The following is a 20,086-nucleotide window of genomic DNA, read 5'->3' as shown; positions in this document are numbered from 1 at the left end:
CTAAGTTAAGGAAAACAGCTATAACTATTTTAAACAAATTATGCCTAAGGCTTTATAAAAGCCTAATATAAATAAATCTTTACTAATTAACATACTAAAACCTCTCCTTCATTCTTTCAATGGCCTCAGAGTATTTATGGCATTTATCACAATGTATTTCTCCATTTTGACTACAAATTATTCTTGTGAAATGGAAAAAATAAAGAGAACACCATTATTATTGATGCTCTCATAAAATACATAGTAATTAAATTTTTATTTTGCCGGATCGTATCCTACTACAGTCCATATTCCAGTGTTATCTTGTCTAATTAGTCTCTTTAGATATACTCTCTTAACTGATGACTTAGCTGAATTTACTTCAACTACAGCCTCTTTTCCATTATTTTTGGCCATTTTTAATTCCTCGTACTTAATTGGATAATCTCCTGTTATTCCTTCTGGTGAAATCTTTAAACTTACAAATACCTGTGATACAAATATAGGATCAAGTTTCCAAGGTGAATGTCCAGCATCAACACTTTTTTGATCTGCTTCTTCTACCTTAAGATCATATTTTACTTCTACTTGAGGTTTATTTATACTTTGCTCAGAAGGGGATAACTGCACATTCCCATTTGTTAAGCCTTTTACAAATTGGGTTAGCTCCTCTAAAGAAGCATTTCCCACAGCTGCGTATTCAAATCCTTCCTGCTGCCATCTTACTGAGCTTAAACCTGTTACTCCTACATAGGCTCCCCCGCCTAAAAGTACACCTGCCTCAGCTTCAATTGGTGATTGTACCTCAGCAGTGCTGTTATTGATACTTCCAAGGCTAGCCATTGATGCTGGCTTAAGTTCTCCTGCGGCCTTTTGCTGCAAAATAGATACTTTCTTTTTATTATCTGAAGAAGCATAATTTGTTTTAACAGATTTATTGTTATTAAATACTACAGTGCTGGTTTTAATATAAGAACTAGGTATATTGGTAATTTCTTTAGGGTTAAATCCAATTAATGTCTTTGCTTCCTCTAAATTATTCACAACAAACTCAGAATTTGTATTCAATTCCTTGTATCCCTGTGGAATACTAAAATTTAACAATTCTTTAGGAACAGATTCCATAAAACTAATGTTTGTATATTGCACTTTATACTGCAGTGAAAATTCCATGGCTGACTGTTTTTGCAGAGGCATTTTAGTTGCTTTATCTATCCATAGCTTATAAGGACTTCCTCCTTTTGGAGTTACCTCAACTATAGATGCTGCCCTGCCGGAAACATTTTCTTCACCAATAGCCTTAGTGTTAACTGCATTTTTCACATTTTCAATTTCATTTCCGATTTCAAAGGTAAACCTATACGGGTCTGGAAAAGCTGCAAATTTATCAACTTCCTTTTTATCATTGTTAATCTGCCACTTTTTGTCTCCGTCATTGATAGTTATTAGGTCCTTTTGTGCCCCTTCTAGGCCTTTAACGTAGTAACGGCCTTCTTTATCAGCCCATACTTCAAGTTTTGACTGAACATTGGTCTTGCCTTCTGCATTAGTTTCCATTACTTCTAGAATTCCATGATAGGCTTTTACTCCATTATATGCTTGTTCCATGGCGTAAACCATATTAGGCTGCCTTAGTGGCCCAGTTATATTAAAAGTAATTATTAAGAGTGCTGCAGCAACTGCAGACGCCATTCCATAGAACCATCTCTTTTTATGCTTTCTTGAAGACCTATCTTTTATCATCTCTTCATTAAGCTTTTCATTTAGTCTTTCACTATATTTATTATCTGGAAGGCTTGGCCTTTTAAGGCTTCTTACTTGTCTTACAGTTTCTAAAACCTCTTCTATATCATCTGTTTCTCTGTTTCCGTGTTCCTGTGGCTTTCTTTCATTATTTAAACTGTCTATATAGCTTGATAATTTGTTTTCCTTCTCCCTATTATCCATCTTAACACGCCTCCTTATTTAAAATCATTTTTTAAGAGCTTTGAAAGATTCTGAAGAGCTCTAAACTGCAAAGTCCGAATGTTTCCCTCTGTTTTATCCATCTTTATAGCCGTATCTGCTACAGAATATCCTTGAAGTATTCTTAAATCTATAACGCAGCGCTGGTCTTCATTTAACTTAAGCAATGCATTACGTACTGCGTCAAGCTGTCCTATATCTTCAATGGAATCATTTATTGCTGCATCCTTAGGATTTATATCATCAATATTGATTAATGTGCCCTGACGTTTATTTTTCCTCCACCTATCTCTCAGCACATTTAGGGAAACAGTCTTCAAAAATCCTACTGTATTGTCAATTTTAGTCCTGCTTTTTCTTATATAAGTAATTGCTTTAATATAGGTTTCTTGAGTTATGTCCTCAGCTTCCTCTTGGTTTTGAACCTTATAATAGACAAAACGATAAACAGCTTCCCAAGTTGAATTACACAGCTTCTCTATAGACTCCTCATCATCTACTTTCATTATAATGTTCCTTTCAGCATTCATATTATTTTAACTCCTCTTCCCTAGCTAGGTATTACAATAATAAAGACGCCAAATTTAATTTTATGTTACATTTTAAGCATTATTATTTTTCGCATAAATTAAAATAAAATAAGACAAAAATAAAAATCCACTTCGTTCTTAGTTTTTACTAAGATCAAAGTGGATTTGGCGATTTTTCAAATACATTTAAGCCATAAAATCAAAACATGGACATCTGCTCTATGTAGTTTTCCTTTAAGGATGATATAGATAAGCCTATTAGTCTTATTTTTTCTTGAAGTTCAATTTCCTCTAGAATTATTATGGCTTCATTATAAATATCTTCTTCATTAGAGATATAATGCATTAAGGTCTTACTTCTTGTATGATTTACAAAGGATGAGGTTTTTATCTTTATAGTAATACTTTTACCGCTTACATTTTTCATGTGCATTGTATTTGAAACTGAACGAGCAAAGGCTTTTATATACACCTTAAGCTCCTCCTTATTATCTGTATCTGTCCTTAGTGTAGTTTCCCTTCCTATGGATTTCCTTTCCCTAGTTGCATGAACTTCTCTATTATCAATGCCTCTAACTCTGTCGTAGATTTCCACGCCAAATTTACCAAAGAACTCTACAAGTAAACTTTGAGGCAAGTCATATAACTCCTTAACAGTAAAGATGCCAATGTCGTTAAGCTTCTTTGCCGATTTCTGTCCAAGCCCATACACCTTACTTACTGGTAGAGGAAATAAAATTTCAGGTACCATGTTTTTTTCAATAACCTTAAGGCCATTAGGCTTGTTCCAATCAGAAGCTAATTTAGCCAAGAATTTATTATAGGAAACTCCAGCTGAAATGGTTAACCCAGTTGCCTTTTTTACTTCCTGCTTTATAAATTTTGCTACTTTAACTGGATCCTTATTTAAAAGAGTAATATCCAAATAAGCCTCATCAATACTCATAGGTTCTACATATTGGGTTATGTTATAAAAAATTTGAAATATTTTATTTGAAACTTCCTTATACCTTCCATATCTCACTGGCAGAAATATTGCCTGAGGGCACTTTACCTTAGCCATATATATAGGCATGGCGCTTTTAATGCCAAAGCTTCTAGCTTCATAAGAACAAGTTGCAACCACACCTCTTTCCGTAGTGCCGCCCACCACTACAGGCTTACCTCTAAGACTTGGATTGTCTATTATTTCTACAGATGCAAAGAATGCATCCATATCTACATGAATTATTTTTCTTTCCACTTAAAATTTCCCCCAGGTACACTTAAAACTATAAATATACTATAATTCTACCACTCAGTGCTTCATATCATAAAAAAACTAGTGCATTTAGGCGAAGCAACTCCTTATATACTTTTTTTACTATTGCTCTTTTTCTATTCTCATGAGAGCTTCTCTAAAATATTCTACTCCTTGAGCTCCAACAATAGCATATTTACCATCTATTATAAAGGTTGGTGTGCTATTAATTTCGTACTCATATGCCTTTTTCTGAACATCTGATAGTCTTTTATCATAATGTTTACTTTCAAGTCTTTTCAGTAATTCCTCAGCATCAAGTCCAACATTCTTTACAATTGATGTAAGAACATTAATGTCACCAATATCTTTTCCTAAGGCAAAATAGCCTCTAAATAATTCTGTATGAAGCTCATGAAATTTTCCATTTTCTTTAGCGTATTCACCAGCCGCTAGTGCTAAGTGTGAATTAGATAAAATTGTAAATTCATTAAACTCGATACCATATAATTTCCCCATAGCTTTTAGATTAGAAATCATTTTATTAAGGGATGGTCCTGGAAATTTTTTAGTAAGCTCCATTCCTTCCATAGGTGTTTCAGGGTGTATTTCAAAAGGCAGCCATTCATCCTCAATATCAAATTCCTCTTTTAGCTTTTCGACAATACCCTTGCCGATATAGCAGAATGGTCATATGTAATCTGAAAAAATTAAAAATCTATGTTTCATTTAAACCTTCTCCTTTAGTTATTTTTTCAATTTTTATTATCATCATACTGGTATATAGAATTTATTTTTTATGCATAATTTTAATATTATATTGTTAGTTACATTAAATCAATAAATGACATCTGCTGAATTCCTTCTGCTGGATAAATTTTAAGTTTTACAAAGGGATCTATTTCTATGTCCTTTTGAATATTTATAATTTCCTTTTCTGATGCAGAAAGCCAATCATCTTCTTTTCCTTTGCTTAGTATAACTGGCATTCTATTATGTAGCTTTGACATTTCTTCATTTGCAGGCCGTGTTAAAATGACAACTCCTAAATACTCCTTGTTATTTCTATCTACAAACTTGTCAAACAAGCCTGCCATGGAAAACAATCCTTCCTCCTCTACCTCTATTTTATATTTAACCTTGCTCTTCTCTGTAGTCTTCCACTCGAAAAAGGCATTCGCAGGTATTAGACATCTATTGTTTAAAAATGCTTTTCTAAAGGCCGGTTTTTCTGATACTGTTTCAACTCTTGCATTTATTAGTTCCCTATTTATCCCTCTTACTTGAAATCCCCATTTTAGAAAATTTAACTCTTTAGTTTTGTTATTTAAAACAACGGGAATTTTAGTTCCAGGAAATATTTCTCCTTTTGCAGAGGCACCATTATAAGTTTGTTTTAACCCATAATGAGCAATGATATCTTCTATGTCACTTTCAATGAAAAAGCGTCCGCACAAGATAGCCACCCCCTTTCTACTAAACAATTCAGTAATAGATTATTTTAGTATTTCTAAACTTTATTACAATTATTTTTCATTAGCAGGCAATATTTTTTGTTTGCTTTATTAAATTATATTTAATACTCATAAATTTTTCAATTTTTATTGACATATTATTGAAATAGACAATATAATTATATTAGATGAATATCTAATATCGTTTAATATTTAATCCATATATTATGAAAGAAGGATTACTATGAAAACTAAAAATAATCAGGTTTCCTTTATTATTCACCCTCCAGTAGAATTTATTTATGCCCTTCACTTTACTGCAAACATGGAGGAAATGGATAAGTTTTTTTTGCAATTTAATTATGTCCAAGTAGAAGACGTAAAACAAAAGATAGACTTTATGAGAAAAAAAATAACAAAATATCTATCCTCAGAATTAAATTACTTCTTCAAATGGCCTGAGATAAAGCATGTACTTGGTAGAATTGCAACTCAAAATCAGAATTTGAGCTCAGTTCACGAATTTATAACCTTTATAGAAAAAATTGATAACAAAATTTTATCTTCTTATATTCTTAATCAAAACTACTCAGATAATCCAAAGGTTCAGGAACTTATAATTTCAATGCTAGATAAACAGGAAAATGAAGATTTAAGGGATGTTATCTCTGATACTGTATATAAACAGGAGGACATAAAAGAAAAACTTTTAGAATGCTTAGAAAGTCCAGAGGAATTAAAGCTTAGGCTCTGTATTTTATTAAGGCAATTTTATGAAAAATGCTATTTACCTCTTGAAAAAGAAATACTAGAATATCTAAAGCCCTTTAAAGAAAGATATGAAAAACTTTTTGAAGAAGATAATAAATATTTTTTCCAGGAATATTTGAGAAGATATTCTGAAGCTAAAGATAGTAATTTCATTATTAATATAGGTTATTTTATTCAAGTGAGACCTTGGACATTTTATATTTCCCCATACAATAATTGTGAATGGATAAATATTGGAATGTATACAGAACAGTTTCCTAAAAGCTATATGGAAAAAGAAAGAATTAAAAAGTTTCTTAAAATTCTTTCCGATAATAAAAGGTTTGAAATGGTGGAACTTTTAGCTAAGAAGGAATGGTACGGTCTTGAGCTTGCAGCTGAACTTAATCTTACTCCTCCAACAGTTTTTTATCACATAAATTCCTTGTTGGATTTAAACTTAGTTACTTTTAGGAAGGATGGAAATAAAACCTATTATAAGCTTAACAAAATTAAATTAGAAGAATTATCTCAAGGAATTGCTAAAGCTATTCTTAGTTAATAATTTTTTCAACTAATATTAGATTTGTATCTAATAAGTATTAATATCATATTAGTATAGTAGTGTAAACTTATTAGAAATATTTAAATGGTAAATAAAAATTTTTATGTACAAAATAAGCAAGGAGAGCAGATCATGGTTAAAGAACTTTTTAAAAAAAGAGAATCCTTTAATAGCTTAATGTTCATAATTCTATATTGTTTTATTGGAGTATTAAATGGTGTTCTATTTGATGTTTTAATGACCTTCCTCCAATTAACATCCTCTGAAATAGCAAACAGCTTTTCCTCTTTTCTAGGAATTGCTTCCTTTATTGGAGCTTGCTTAATTTTTCTGGTACCTAAAACAGGCTACAAAAAATTGATGCTTCTTGGACCCATTGTCGCTGCTGCTTCACTTTTGATTATTATATTTTCAAATGAAGTATTTATAAAAAGTATATCTGTATTACTTCTTATTACTGGACTAACTTTGTTTGATGTGATATTAGGTCCCTACTTATCAAGTTATACCAATGCTTCAAATAGGACTCTCTATTTTACAGCAGCTTTTTATACCAATGTGGTTGGCTGTCTATTAGGAACCTTAACTGGAGGGCCCTTAATTGTAAGTTTTTTTGCTAAGAAATTAAATATAGCCTTTGAAGCTGCAAAAGTCTTAACTTCAAAGGTCTCCTCTCTTTCCTTTATGCAGAGAACTGTTTATATTGAAGCTCATAAAAATGTTCTTATATTTTTTGTTTTTATTTTAGTAATAAGTATAATACCAATACTTTTAATTAGAGAATCAAAAGAGGACTATAGAAAAATCCAACAAGAAGAAAAAACTAAGTTTAACATAAATGCATTTTTCAGTAAAAGTGCACTAATATTCTTAGCTTATATGATAATATGCAAAATAGCTGTATCACTTATAGTTCCCTATGTCTCCATTTACCTAGGAACTTTGGGAATCAATAGAGCCTCAATTTCTTTTATTATGACTGCTCAATACTTTGCAATCCTGCTTATTATGCCTTTTGCACCATATCTTATTAAAAAATTGGGGCAAATTAATATGCTTGCCTGGTGCTGCCTTGCTGCAGTTCCATTCATGTTTATTATAGGGTATGGAGGAATACCAGGTATGAGTGTTGTAGCTGTTATTAGCGCCTCACTATTTTTTAGATCTGGTTTAATTAATGCCACAAGCCCTGTATTTAGCTCCCTCCCAATGGAATTAGTAGATAAGGAATATCGTCCTGCATATTCTTCAATAATATTTATTTCTCAGGGAATTGCTCAGACTATAACAGGCCTGTTTGCTAAAAATATGTTATTCAGTAATAATCTTGGATATGGGAAAGCATATTTTATTGCTGGAGTATTATTTGCAGCTGCACAACTAATTTTATTAACGAATTTTAGAAGCTTAAATGTGAATATCTTAACTGGCAGTAAGCAAAGGGAAACATCCACTGACTGTTAGCCCACTTAATGGAAGGCTGTTGCCATCCACATTTTCACTTTTAAAAGTTATTAACTGTAAGCTGAACCTTTTCAGCTAACCACAGATGTTAATCTACTGCCTTTGATAAAGCATCGGAAACTGCTGCCATGATTCCATTTGAGGACCTAGTTGCCCTTGAAACTGCATCCACTTGAACTGACTGATTATCAATAATTTCATTTGGAACTGCACTAGCTGCCCTGTTGAAAAATCTTGGCGTATCATTGCTGTTAATTATATCGATATTTTCAATTTTATTATTCTTCACTGTTACACTAACCTCTAAACCTGGCCTATAGCCCGTAGCTTGTCCCGTGTATGTACCGTCCTTATATTGGGCGTCAGCCATTTGAGCATTTACCGCATTATTATTAAAACTCTCTATATCACTGCTTCTGCTGCTATCTGCTTTTGCTGTAGCAATATGCAGTATTAAAACCACTGAAAACAATACTGTTAAGGCCCTGTGATAATACATCCAGCTTTTATTTTTAAATTTACTTCTAAGCATAAAGCTTAGTCCTAATAAAATGCTTAAAATTAAGGAAGCCGTTCCTAAATTAAAACTAAAAATGGATTCTGATGAGAATATGCCATGTATTAAACCCATTATTATTAAAATTATTCCCATTACCTTATGGTATTTTCTCAAAGTTTTATTTATATCTTTTAAAATTTTATTTTTATTATTAAAGAATTTTTTGTTCCCCACTCTTAAAAAATAAATAATAGTAAGAAGTAAAGCTATAAAGGTTGCAATTTTTGCAAAACCAGTATCTAAAAATGTAATCATTATGTCCTCCTGTAAATAATTAAGTATGTATTTTTTCTGATGCTACTTATTTATTTTAAAAAGTCATTATGGCAGTTCAGTGTCGAAAAAATAAAAAATGTGTAACAAAAAAATGAAGAAAGAGGAGAATTAAAATCTCCTCTTTCTACTTAGGTATTAATATAACTATGGTAAAGTATTCTAGTCAAATTAATTAATCTCTATCTTCAACTTTTCTTCTAGCTTTGTTAATGTTTCTCTCATCAAGTCCTGTGAGATTTTCTATTTCAGACATACCTACACCTTTTGAAAGCATATCTTTTGCCTCTTCCATAGCAGCTTCATGTTTAGGTTTCTTTTCATCCATAAAACTCATGCCCCTTTCTTGCATTAGCTTTCCCAGGAAACATGGTTTTATTCTCTAGAAACAAGATAAAAGTTACTTTATAGAAGTTTTTCAATATCCTTGGCTATCTCTTCCGGCTCCATTGGAGTTTCATATCTCCTTACTACATTCCCATCTTTGTCGATTAGGAACTTAGTAAAATTCCATTTTATATCGTTGCCTTTTAGAGACTCAGGAAATTTTTCCTTTAAAAAGGAATTTAAAAAATTGCCTTTCTCAGAACTTAAATCATAGCCTTCAAAAGGAGCTTTACTAGTTAAGTAATTGAATAATGGATGCGCATTTTCTCCTTTAACTTCAATTTTCTCAAACATAGTAAAATCAACACCATAATTGATTTGACAGAAGTTATGTATTTCTTTATTAGTTCCTGGATCTTGCTCTAGAAATTGATTGCTTGGAAAACCTAATACTTCAAAGCCTTTATTCTTATAGTCTTCATATATTTTTTGCAAACCTGCAAATTGTGGTGTAAAGCCTCACTTGCTTGCTGTGTTTACAATTAAGAGAACCTTACCTTTGTACTCTTCAAGCTTAATCTCTTCTCCATCAATGTTATTTGCCTTAAAATCATAGATACTCATTTAATCAGCCTCCTCTTATTACCATTTTATATAATGCACAATTATTTTTCAATTATACTTATACTCAAAATTTACAGCTTTATTCTATCCAATTCTTGCAGACATCAACCCATTTTTTACTTTTAGAATACTCCTCTATTTCACTTAAGGTAAGCTTAATTGCCGAATTACTGCTTCCGCAGGCTGGAAAAACTGTAGTAAATCTCTTAAGTGATAGATCAAGAAAAACAGGTATATTATTTTTAAGCCCAAAGGGGCACACTCCTCCAATAGCATGGCCTGTAAACTCAAGTACTTCCTCAGGTGAAAGCATTTTTGCCTTAAAGCCAAATTCACTTTTAAATTTACTATTATCTATCTTAGCATCTCCTGCTGTTACTACGAGCAAGGCAGACTCTCCTGATTTAAGTGAAATAGTTTTTGCAATTCTAGCAGGCTCAACATCTAATGCTATTGCTGCTAGCTCTACTGTGGCACTGGAGGTTTCAAATTCCAATATATCCTTGTCTCTTCCAAAATCTTTTAAAGATTCACGTACTCTATCAATTGCCATTGTTTTTCATCCTTTCGTTAATTGTGTTTATTCTTTAGGTTAATTAAAAACATTAGACGCTGAACTTGCAGAAATCACTTAATAATACGGAAGTAGAATTTATCGTAAACACTTCCGCTATCTTAAGTTAATTCTACGTTATCAGCGTCAAAAAATTTTTTCAATATTTCTTTACTTATTATACTACATTTTTAAATAATTTTGGTAAATCTATTTACTGCAAAACTGGTGAATCATTTCTTATGATATAAATAAAAATTGGGCCCATAAAAGGAAGTACTATACTAAGTATTATCCATAATACAGCTTGATCAGGTCTATATATCTTAAATAACTTATAAAGAGATAATATACATAAAACTGCATAGGCTACACCAATAAGCCAACCAATTAAAGGTATAAATTTAAGTACCACAACTACAAAAAAGCCTAAGGATAAGACTAGTTCAATATTTGGAATTTCAAAAGTATCAAGCTTTAAATTTTTAATGAGCTTTCCTAGTATATACATATTAGCAATTGGAATCCAAGCTAACCATGGGTTTTCTAATTTTTGATTTAAAGCTAATTTGTATAGTCCCATTGATGCAAAAATATAAAGTAAGATACCAATAGCTAAAAAAAGAAAAAATATAAAGCTCCATATTGCTAGAAATGCAAAAAGTGCTCCTTCATTACTCATTATAATTAACTCCTTTAAAATATTCTTATATAGTATATGTAACACTTCTTAAGTGTATGTGACAAATGGACTTTTCCAGTGTGGCATGGGATGTTTCTTATATCGCATGCATTTCAATGTGGCATAAGAAATGTCCCACTGTCACACTGCTATATTCATATTAATGAAATAATTTCATACACATGTATATTATAAGTTATAAATATTGTATAATATATATAATTATAATACAGGAGTAAATTTATGAATATAGGAATGAAAATTAAGAATTTAAGAACTGAAAAGGGCATTACTCTAAAGGAGTTAAGCGAGAAAAGTGAGTTATCTGTGGGATATTTATCTCAGTTAGAAAGAGGCCTTACTACTATTGCTGTTGATTCATTAGAAAAATTAGCTAAGATTTTAGAAGTGCATTTAACCTATTTTTTTGATTATCCCCATAAAAGAGAAGAGATGGTACTTAGAAGCTATGAGCAAGAGATACTAGATATAGAAGAAGGTGGCTTTATTAAGTATAGCTTAAGTACAAACTTAGAAGACAAACAAATTGTTCCAAGACTTGTAGAAATTCTTCCGCAAAAAAATGAAGAGGAAATCATATCCTATAAGCATGATGGGGAAGAGTTTGTTTATGTGTTAGAAGGAATATTAACAATTTACATAGATGGTGAAAGATATGAAGTTTATCCTGGCGACAGTATTCATATGAATTCAAATATAAGGCATAATTGGGCTAATTATACTAACAAAAAGGTTAAATTACTAGCTGTTAATACTCCAAATGGCTATAGAGGATCAGCTGCCCATGAAATTGATGCTAAGCCAAACCCAGCTGGAGATACAAATTAATGTTGTATTTAATCGGAGCTTTTTTTGTAATTGGTGGAGTTGATTACATATTAGGAAGTCCCTTAAAGCTTGGTGGAAAATTTGAGGAAGGTATAAAGACCATGGGTGCCTTGGGCCTTTGTATGATAGGTATATATTCCTTAGCTCCTATTCTTTCAAATTATTTATCTGCCGCTATTATTCCTATTTATAGAGTATTTAATTTAGATCCTTCCATGTTTCCTGCAGCTTTATTTGCTATTGATATGGGAGGATATCAAATGGCTTCAAAGCTAGCTTTAACTAAAGAAATGGGCATATTCTCAGGAGTTATTATTGCCTCTAGTTTAGGTGCAACTATTAGTTTTTCTATACCTGTTGCCATAGGAATGCTTTCTAAAGAAGATGAAAAGTATTTCTCTAAAGGGATTATGATTGGAATAACTACTATTCCTATAGGATGTCTTGCAGCTGGTTTATGGCAGGGAATAAATTTAAGGCTCCTAATATGGAACCTTGTGCCTATATTTATTTTTGCAATAGCATTAGAAATTGGACTATTAAAGTTTAATAATATGTTAATGAAGGGCTTTAATTTATTTGGAAAGTTAGTAATTGGTTTAAGTATTATTGGATTAATTCTGCAGGGAATAAACGCAATATTGGGAGTTACTTTTGTCCAAGGGCTATCTCCCCTTTCCGAATCTGCAAGTATAGTGTGCAAAATAGCCATTGTTTTAGGTGGAGCTTATCCTATGCTGGAGCTAATAAACCGTGTTTTTAAAAAAACATTTGAAAAAATAGGAGATAAATTTGGAATTAACTCAGCATCAGTTGCTGGCATTTTAGGAAACTTAGCTAGTAATCTTTTGGTATTTGGATCTTATAAAAAGATGAATCCTAAAGGCAAGGTTGTATGTGCTGCCTTTGCAGTGAGTGGAGCCTTTGTATTTGGAGGTCAGTTTGGTTTTGTTTCAGGTATTGCTCCAGAAATGTTAGGGTCCTTTATAATATCTAAGCTTACAGCTGGAATAATTAGTATAGTATTAGCTATATGTCTATATGAACATGAAAATAAAAATCTAAACTTAAATGGAGTGGAGGTAGAATTATGAAAATTAAAGAAAGGACTCAAAAGTTAAGACAATTAATGAAAGACAATAAAATGGATGCTTACATAGTACCCAGCTTTGATGCACATCAAAGTGAATATGTAGCAGACCACTTTAAATGCAGGGAGTGGATATCCGGCTTTACAGGCTCAGCAGGAACTGTAGTTATTACCTTAGAGGATGCCGGCCTTTGGACAGACGGAAGATACTATATTCAAGCGGAAAAACAGCTTGAAGGTTCTGACATTAAATTATTTAGAATGTCCGATCCAGGTGTACCTTCTTATACAGAGTGGTTAAAGGAGGTTCTTAAGGAAGGCAGCACAGTTGGTTTTGATGGAAGTGTTTTTTCAGTAGATATGGTAAACAGCATGGAGAAAGAATTAAAAGCAAAGAAAATAAGCTTAAAGACAGATCTTGATTTAATTGATGAGCTGTGGAAAAACAGACCAGAGATACCTAAAGGTCCTATTTTTATACACGAGGTAAAATATGCAGGAAAATCAAGAGTAGAAAAGCTTAAAGTAGTAAGAGATGAAATGAAAAATGCAGGCGCAAACTACTATTTATTAACTTCACTTGACGACATAGCTTGGCTTTTAAATATAAGAGGAAATGATGTGCCAAATAATCCAGTGATAATAGCTAACGCAATAGTTGGCGAAAGCAAATGTTATTTATTTGTTGATGCTTTAAAGGTTCCAAGCGATGTTAAATTGGAACTTGAGAATGATGATGTAGAGATTAATGGTTATAATGAAATACAGCAATTTTTACAAGAGCTTAAAGATAAAGATGGAATTATCTTTGATGCAAATAAAACTAATGTCACCCTATTTAATTCCATTAATAGTAATGCAGCAAAAACAGCTTGCTCTAATGTTACCACTAAATTAAAAGGCATAAAAAATGATACGGAAATTAAAAATATAAGAAGCTGCGAAATAAAGGATGGCACAGCTCTGGTGAAGTTTATAAAATGGCTTAAAGACTCTGTAGGCAAAGAAGAAATTACAGAGTTTTCTGCTGGGGAAAAATTAGAAGACTTTAGAAAACAGCAGGAATTATTTATCGGTCCAAGCTTTGATACTATAGCAGGCTATAAAGACCACGCAGCCATGATGCATTATAAGGCAGCAAAAGAAACTGCCTATACCTTAAAAGAAGAAGGCTTTTTCTTAGTTGATTCAGGCGGTCAATATCTTGATGGCACCACAGACACTACAAGAACTATAGTTCTAGGAAAGCTTACTGAAGAAGAAAAGAGAGACTTTACATTGGTTCTTAAAGGGTTTATAGCCTTAAGCAAAGCTAAATTCTTATACGGAGCTACGGGTTCTAGTTTAGATATATTAGCAAGACAACCTATTTGGGAAGTAGGCTTGGATTATAAGTGTGGAACAGGTCATGGGGTTGGATTTTTATTAAATGTTCATGAGGGGCCTCAAGCTATAAGAAAAGATGTTAATAATATAATACTTGAAAAAGGCATGATCCTTACTAATGAACCAGGAATATATAAGGAAGAAAAGCACGGGGTGAGAACAGAAAACATGATGCTGGTTTCTTATGATGAAGAAACAGAATATGGACAGTTTATGAGATTTGAGGCAGTGACCTATTGTCCTATTGATTTAGCTGGAATTAATAAAGAGATGCTTGCTGAAAATGAAATTAAGTGGCTAAATGATTATCATAAAGCTGTCTTTGAAAAGCTTGCTCCACATTTAAATGATGAAGAGAAAGCTTGGCTAATGGAAGAGACAAGAGAAATTTAATATGCTAAAATGAGCCACGAGAAAAATTCCCGTGGCTCACTAATCTTATTTTAAGCTCCATGTAACACTTTGATAGTCCCCCTGCAATTTAGGGATGCTTAGACCTGTATACATTAGCTCATCTCCGCCGTAAACTCCAATCTTACCGGCTATTGAATAATTTCTATTTGGGTCTAGACCTTTTAAATTTAACCTAGTGATTGGTCCATTTGGTACTGCAAGTACTCTGAAATAAGCTACGAAAGCCTCACTTTTATCTTCTGAAACCACCATCCAGGCAGCTTCATTTCCTTCAAAAGGACTTAGCAGCCTATACAAACTGCCAAACTGTATAAGTTCTCGTAATTCTTTATATTCAGCTATCTGTGCTTTTACTATGTCCTTCTCCCCTTCTGTAAGCTTTGTAAGATCTAGCTCATAGCCAAAATTACCAGACATAGCTGTGTCCCCTCTCATTTTAAGGGATGTATTTCTGTGAACTTGATGATTGGGTACTGCAGATACATGGGCTCCCATAGTACTTAAAGGATATACAATACTAGTTCCATATTGTATCTTTAGTCTTTCAACTGCATCAGTATCATCACTAGTCCAGGTTTGAGGCATATAGTATAGCATTCCAGGGTCAAATCGGCCGCCACCACCTGAGCAGCTTTCAAATAATACATTAGGGAAATCACTAGTTATTTTATCCATAACTCTATACAAACCCAAAATATATCTATGGGCCGTTTCTCTCTGCCTTTCATAAGGCAGGCTTTCTGAGCCTATTTCTGTCATATTTCTATTCATGTCCCATTTCACATAGTTAATTGGGGCTGATTTTAAAACATAAGATATTGAATGAATAATATAATTACAAACCTCTTCTCTTGATAAATCAAGGACCAGCTGATTTCTGCCCTCAGAGCGCCTTCTACCCTGTACATGAATACACCAATCAGGATGCTGCCTATATAAATCGCTATCGGTTGATACCATCTCCGGTTCAAACCATAGTCCAAATTGTAGACCTATATTATTAACACTATTAGCTAAAGCCTCAAGCCCCTTAGGTAATTTTTTAGGATCTGCAACCCAGTCCCCTAAAGAACTTGTATCACTGTTTCGTCTGCCAAACCAGCCGTCATCTAATACCAAAAGTTCAAAGCCAAGTTCCTTTCCTACCTTAGCTATACCTTCTATTTTATCAGCATTAAAGTAAAAGTAAGTGGCCTCCCAATTATTTACTAGAACAGGTCTCTTTTCATCTCTAAATTTGCCTCTGCACAACCTGTTTCTATAAAGTTTATGATAGGTCCTAGACATTTGACCTAACCCCTCACTTGAGTAAACCATTACCACCTCTGGAGTTTGAAATTCTTCTCCCGGCGCTAATATCCATGAAAAGTCAAAAGGATTTATTCCCATAGATACTCTTGTTGTACTATACTCGGCAACTTCTGCTTGAGCCAGAAAATTACCGCTATAAACCAGGCTAAAGCCAAAGACATCACCATATTCCTCTGAAGCTCCCTTACTTAATAAGCAAATAAAAGGATTATGATTGTGACTGCTTGCACCACGCCTGCTTTCTACTGATTGATTTCCCTGGAAGAGAGGTCTTCTTTCAATGTGTCTTTCCCTTGCCCAAGAACCATAAAGATGTATAAAATCATACATATCACTATTAAAATCTATACTCATACTTAAAGCCCGAAGAAGTTTGAGCTTTGTATTACCATTATTCACAAATCGAACATTTCTAGTAACGACATTATATTCTTCGAATATGGTGTAGGATAATATTACCTTAAGTCCAATTAGCTCATCAATCATGACTATTTCCAGTGTTTCTGCTTCACTATCACTTTCTGTATAAGTTGCAGGTAAACCTTCAAGTTTTGGTTTGCCCTTTATAATTTTGTGAGTCTCATATTTAAGCTCCGTTACTGTAGACCCATTTTCAAGCTGCAATTCATAAGCAGGAGTGCGATAATCTGTGCTTCCATAGGTAGGATATTCCTGAGGCAAGGTATCCAAGGAAAGTAATTTATTTAACCGATTAGGATTTGGCGAAAAAGAACATCTTTCAACAAGAACTAATGCCTCTTCTGCACTTATGTCTCTTACCTTCCTTCCCCAATATAGATGGGTAAGATACCCTTCTTCTAAAACCTTCATAACATAGCTTGTATCTCCTGCCTGTAAATGAAAAATTTTATGTTCATTATTATAAATAATACTCATAATTAATCCTTTACCTTTCTAATAAACTTTGGTAATTTAGCTTTGTGTTAAAAAATACTTCTTATAGGAAAAAACTACTGACATTTTGTCAGCAGTAAGTTCCTTAAATTATTTTAAAATTTAAGTATTAACATTTTCCTATTACAAATTCAAAATGTATATCTTTAGAGGAATCTATGAGATATTCCTTATGCACTGGAGCACCCCAGCTGTCATCTCCTCCAACACCCATCTGTTTTGCTGCAATGGTAACTACAGTGTAATTTACAGGTGGTAGTTCATATTGATGAAGTGCATTTTGAAGTTCAAAGGCTGTATAAGGTGACACTCCAAGTTCAAAGGGGTTTTCTAATGCCTTAAACTTTAGCCCAAAGCCGTTTTTATTTTTAATCTCTGCCTGTCTTACTCCTGTATGATTTCCACTTTCTTGAGGCACAACATATTTTGAAACATTATCAATTACTGACTTTTCAAAGATTCCTAATTTTGCGCCCTGCAGTCTATCACAATAATTTTCCTCTGGTCCTTGGCCATACCACTTGAAGCTGTCAAATTCTGCAGATAATTTAATTGAAAAGCCGAAGATAGGAAGTTCTGGTAGCCCTTCAGTTCCTTTATAGTCACAGCAAACCTTAATTTCACCATTACCATAGGTGGTGTAGGCTGCTATTACCTCTGTTTCTGGTACAGTAGGTAAAGCATAGGTGTATTTTACAGTTACACTATAGTCATCTTCTGCTACTTGAACCTCTTTTAAGCGTTGAAACATGCTTGCTTGAAGCCACTGACCACATCTATAGCCCTGACCATTTCCTCTGTCATTATCCGTCATGGCCCTCCAATATATTGGCATTGGTACTCTGGTAATAACCTCCTTGCCTCCATATCTTAAGGATACTATTCCACCCTCTTGCTTTGAATATAATACACTAAAGTCTCTAGTATTTACTCCTATATTCACATCGCCATTTATTACTGTAGGCTTTTCCATTTTATTAAAAGCAGCTTTCCCCTCTGCCTTGTATACATACTGGCTAAAGGCAATTATATGATCTCTGTCTGCCCATGGAGCAGCCTTTTTAAGTTTAAAAGCAGTATTTATGGAATATTCGCCAGCTTCATAAACCTTAGGCAAATTGAAGTCAACATACTTTTCTTCACCTGCTTTAATATTAATCTCTATATTATCTTTATAAATTTCCTTGCCATTATATTCAATGTAATATTCAAGATAATATTCTGTGGTGTCTATAAAAATATTATTATTTTTAATTAAAACTCCATTTTTATCAGCTATAAGCTTTATATTTTCATAGAGTTTTCTAACTTCCTGCACCTTTGGTGAGACTGATCTATCTGCATATACTATACCGTTGCCGCAGAAATTATAATCTGTTGGTCTGTCTTCAAAATCACCGCCATAGGCTAAGAATTCTCTGCCAAAGCTATCTTCTTTAACTATAAACTGATCTATATAATCCCAGATAAATCCGCCCTGATACATTTCATACTTGTCTTCAAGCTCTGTATACTTGTGCATTGCGCCGCAGGAGTTCCCCATAGCATGCATATATTCACAGCTTATGTAAGGTTTCTCAGGATTACTATTTAAATATTCCTCTATAGCATTAACTTTAGCATACATCCTGCTTTCCATATCACTTGTATTATTGAACCTTCTGTCGTTAAAGACACCTTCGTAATGTACCAGTCTGGAAGGATCCTTTTTTCTGAAGTACTCAGACATTTTAAATAAGTTTTCTCCGCCAAAGGACTCATTTCCACAGGACCAAATTAGTATAGATGGGTGATTCTTATCTCTTTCCAGCATGGAAGCTGCCCTGTCTAATATAATGTTAAGCCATTCAGGTTTGTCGCCAGGAATAACCCAATCAGGCTTAATTGCACCCATCTTCTGCCATGAACCATGGGTTTCCAAATTAGTCTCATCTATTAAATAGATCCCATATTCATCACAAAGCTCGTACCAATAGCTTTGATTTGGATAATGGCAGGTTCTTACGGCATTTATATTGTTTTGTTTTAGAAATCTAATGTCCCAAAGCATATCTTCCTTAGTTATAGCTCTTCCTCTTCTGCAGTTGAATTCGTGACGATTTATACCCTTAAAGACTATTCTCTTGCCGTTTATCTTCATAACCTTATTTATAATTTCAAATTTTCTAAAGCCAATTTTTTGAGGAACAATTTCAATAATATTGCCTGCATTATCTTTAATATAAATATAAAGTGTATAAAGATATGGATCTTCAGCGCTCCAAAGCTTTACATTGCTAAGAGCCAGCTTAAGGGACATAAAATCCTTAAGTGAAGCCTCATTTAAGAAGGCAATAGCTAAACCATCTTTATCCATTAGTTCTAATGATGCCTGCCCCTTAAGCTCACCAATTATTTTAAAATCCATTTCTAATACTGCATTTTTATATTCACTATCTAAGTTTGTTTTTACAAAGATGTCTGAGATATGAGTTTTAGGAACCGTATATAAATAAACCTCTCTAAATATACCGGAGAAGCGCCAAAAATCCTGATCCTCCAGCCAGGCCCCTGTAGACCTTTTGTAAACTTCTACTGCCAGCTTATTTTCGCCATTTTTTATAAAGGGCGTTAAATCAAATTCAGAGGGGGTAAAGCTGTCTTCACTATAGCCTACAAACTTACCATTTAACCAAAGGTAAAACGCATTTTCTACTCCTTGGAAGGAAATAAACAGTGGCTTGTCTTTAAGTTCTTCTTCCAGGGTAAAATATTTAACATAGCTTCCTACAGGATTATATTCATTCGATATATATGGAGGTCTTAAAAAGCTGTGCCCATCCCAAGGATACATGGTATTTACATATTGGGGTTTATCATAGCCTTGTAATTGAATATGTCCTGGTACTGTTATATCCTTCCAAGCATTACAATCAAAATCTTCTTCATAAAAATTATTAATTCTATCATTTGGATTAAGTGCAAAGTGAAACTTCCAATTTCCATTTAAGCTTTTCTTTAGTGTCATTTCCCCTTTTTTTGCTTCTTCCATAGTTAAGTAGTATTTGTGATCTGAGTGTGGTTCTAATCTATTAACTGCAAAAATTGATGGATCTGAAAGCCAAGCTGTGCTTGGAGTCTTAAAATTCATTGTGTTACCTCCTTAAGTATAAAAAA

The 20,086-nt window shown here is 33.1% G+C and carries 17 protein-coding genes; 5 read left to right on the top strand and 12 right to left on the bottom strand.

All coding sequences use genetic code 11. The features are described from left to right. Positions 1 to 255 precede the first annotated feature (255 nt). From ACJDUH_RS02825 to ACJDUH_RS02805, 5 genes are all read right to left on the bottom strand, one after another. Entirely contained in the window at positions 256 to 1,926 is a 1,671-nt protein-coding gene (locus tag ACJDUH_RS02825; RefSeq protein WP_406763635.1) for a LolA family protein, read from the bottom strand. A 14-nt stretch (positions 1,927 to 1,940) separates the two neighbouring features. Then, positions 1,941 to 2,474 (bottom strand): RNA polymerase sigma factor, encoded by a 534-nt coding sequence (locus tag ACJDUH_RS02820; RefSeq protein WP_406763634.1) that lies wholly within the window; start codon positions 2,472 to 2,474, stop codon positions 1,941 to 1,943. A gap of 199 nt (positions 2,475 to 2,673) precedes the next feature. Then, a complete protein-coding gene (locus ACJDUH_RS02815) occupies positions 2,674 to 3,717 on the bottom strand; it encodes a DNA polymerase IV (RefSeq protein ID WP_406763633.1) in 1,044 nt (347 codons plus the stop codon). 120 nt (positions 3,718 to 3,837) lie between these two features. Further along, positions 3,838 to 4,392 carry a DsbA family oxidoreductase gene (locus ACJDUH_RS02810; RefSeq protein WP_406765004.1) on the bottom strand — a complete coding sequence of 185 codons (555 nt, stop codon included), beginning with the start codon at positions 4,390 to 4,392 and terminating at the stop codon, positions 3,838 to 3,840. Between the two features lie 149 nt (positions 4,393 to 4,541). After that, the gene (locus ACJDUH_RS02805) at positions 4,542 to 5,171 is read right to left on the bottom strand and encodes an SOS response-associated peptidase (RefSeq protein ID WP_406763632.1); all 630 of its coding nucleotides are present in this window, start codon (positions 5,169 to 5,171) and stop codon (positions 4,542 to 4,544) included. A 241-nt stretch (positions 5,172 to 5,412) separates the two neighbouring features. On the opposite strand from ACJDUH_RS02805, the gene ACJDUH_RS02800 reads away from it, so the two are divergent. Beyond that, positions 5,413 to 6,480 carry an ArsR/SmtB family transcription factor gene (locus tag ACJDUH_RS02800; RefSeq protein ID WP_406763631.1) on the top strand — a complete coding sequence of 356 codons (1,068 nt, stop codon included), beginning with the start codon at positions 5,413 to 5,415 and terminating at the stop codon, positions 6,478 to 6,480. A gap of 135 nt (positions 6,481 to 6,615) precedes the next feature. Beyond that, positions 6,616 to 7,947, top strand: a complete 1,332-nt coding sequence (locus ACJDUH_RS02795) for an MFS transporter (RefSeq protein ID WP_406763630.1) — start codon at positions 6,616 to 6,618, stop codon at positions 7,945 to 7,947. 88 nt (positions 7,948 to 8,035) lie between these two features. Here ACJDUH_RS02795 and ACJDUH_RS02790 read toward each other — a convergent pair whose 3' ends face one another. The 5 genes from ACJDUH_RS02790 to ACJDUH_RS02770 form a co-directional block, all read right to left on the bottom strand. Continuing rightward, positions 8,036 to 8,761, bottom strand: a complete 726-nt coding sequence (locus tag ACJDUH_RS02790; RefSeq protein WP_406763629.1) for an FMN-binding protein — start codon at positions 8,759 to 8,761, stop codon at positions 8,036 to 8,038. Positions 8,762 to 8,954: 193 nt separating this feature from the next. Continuing rightward, positions 8,955 to 9,107: a hypothetical protein gene (locus ACJDUH_RS02785; RefSeq protein WP_406763628.1), complete on the bottom strand. Its 153-nt coding sequence runs from the start codon at positions 9,105 to 9,107 to the stop codon at positions 8,955 to 8,957. 77 nt (positions 9,108 to 9,184) lie between these two features. Beyond that, complete coding sequence (locus ACJDUH_RS02780; RefSeq protein WP_406763627.1) at positions 9,185 to 9,730, bottom strand: glutathione peroxidase; 546 nt, start codon at positions 9,728 to 9,730, stop codon at positions 9,185 to 9,187. A 79-nt stretch (positions 9,731 to 9,809) separates the two neighbouring features. Beyond that, a complete protein-coding gene (locus ACJDUH_RS02775) occupies positions 9,810 to 10,283 on the bottom strand; it encodes a YbaK/EbsC family protein (RefSeq protein WP_406763626.1) in 474 nt (157 codons plus the stop codon). A 214-nt stretch (positions 10,284 to 10,497) separates the two neighbouring features. Further along, positions 10,498 to 10,965 (bottom strand): hypothetical protein, encoded by a 468-nt coding sequence (locus tag ACJDUH_RS02770; protein ID WP_406763625.1) that lies wholly within the window; start codon positions 10,963 to 10,965, stop codon positions 10,498 to 10,500. 243 nt (positions 10,966 to 11,208) lie between these two features. Here ACJDUH_RS02770 and ACJDUH_RS02765 point away from each other — a divergent pair, with 243 nt between their 5' ends. Genes ACJDUH_RS02765 through ACJDUH_RS02755 form a run of 3 tightly spaced genes read left to right on the top strand, consistent with a single transcriptional unit; the run spans position 11,209 to position 14,683 of the window. After that, positions 11,209 to 11,814: a helix-turn-helix domain-containing protein gene (locus tag ACJDUH_RS02765; protein WP_406763624.1), complete on the top strand. Its 606-nt coding sequence runs from the start codon at positions 11,209 to 11,211 to the stop codon at positions 11,812 to 11,814. Further along, positions 11,814 to 12,908, top strand: coding sequence for an ethanolamine utilization protein EutH (gene eutH / locus ACJDUH_RS02760; protein ID WP_406763623.1), 1,095 nt, complete (start codon positions 11,814 to 11,816; stop codon positions 12,906 to 12,908). The genes ACJDUH_RS02765 and eutH overlap by 1 nt, the downstream gene beginning before the upstream one ends. Then, the gene (locus ACJDUH_RS02755) at positions 12,905 to 14,683 is read left to right on the top strand and encodes an aminopeptidase P family protein (protein ID WP_406763622.1); all 1,779 of its coding nucleotides are present in this window, start codon (positions 12,905 to 12,907) and stop codon (positions 14,681 to 14,683) included. Before eutH ends, ACJDUH_RS02755 begins: the two co-directional genes overlap by 4 nt. A gap of 45 nt (positions 14,684 to 14,728) precedes the next feature. Here the strand turns inward: ACJDUH_RS02755 and ACJDUH_RS02750 are convergent, their stop codons facing one another. Then, on the bottom strand, positions 14,729 to 16,912 hold the full coding sequence (locus ACJDUH_RS02750; protein WP_406763621.1) for an alpha-galactosidase: 2,184 nt from the start codon (positions 16,910 to 16,912) through the stop codon (positions 14,729 to 14,731). 127 nt (positions 16,913 to 17,039) lie between these two features. Beyond that, the gene (gene lacZ, locus ACJDUH_RS02745; RefSeq protein ID WP_406763620.1) at positions 17,040 to 20,060 is read right to left on the bottom strand and encodes a beta-galactosidase, LacZ type; all 3,021 of its coding nucleotides are present in this window, start codon (positions 20,058 to 20,060) and stop codon (positions 17,040 to 17,042) included. Between the last annotated feature and the right edge of the window lie 26 nt (positions 20,061 to 20,086).

The organism is Candidatus Clostridium radicumherbarum, assembly GCF_045310525.1.
Lineage (GTDB): Bacteria > Bacillota > Clostridia > Clostridiales > Clostridiaceae > Clostridium_AT > Clostridium_AT radicumherbarum.
The sequence above is the reverse complement of the archived record's forward strand: the minus strand, read 5'-3'. Positions and strand labels throughout refer to the sequence as shown.